General features: G+C 73.3%; 1 protein-coding gene. It reads left to right on the forward strand.

The genetic code is table 11. The features are described 5' to 3' along the window. Positions 1-359: AMP-binding protein (locus B3446_RS11060; RefSeq protein WP_291380921.1), on the forward strand; the 359-nt coding region annotated here is incomplete at both ends.

Raw genomic sequence — 359 nt, forward strand, 5'->3', positions numbered from 1 at the left:
CCCGCATCCACGACATCCTGGCGCTGCAGGCGCGCCGGCAGCCCGACGCCATCTGCCTGTACGAGGAAGGCGGCGGCACGGTGACCTACGCCCAGTTGTGGCAGCGGGTGCAGGACACGGCGCAATGGCTGCGCGGCCAGGGCGTGCAGCCCGGCCATCGCGTGATGATGGTGGGTGAGAACTGCACGGCGATGCTGGCGGCGCTGTTCGGGTGCGGCGTGGCAGGCGCTTGGCCGGTGGGCGTGAACGCGCGCCTGTCCGGCCGCGAGATCGACAACATCCGCCAGCACGCGCAGCCCGAGCTGGTGCTGTTCACCAGCGGCGTGTCGGCGGCGGCTGCCGCCCATGCCGCCGCGGCG

The organism is Achromobacter sp. UBA5777, assembly GCF_002418565.1.
In the GTDB taxonomy this organism is placed as follows: Bacteria; Pseudomonadota; Gammaproteobacteria; order Burkholderiales; family Burkholderiaceae_B; genus Achromobacter; species Achromobacter animicus.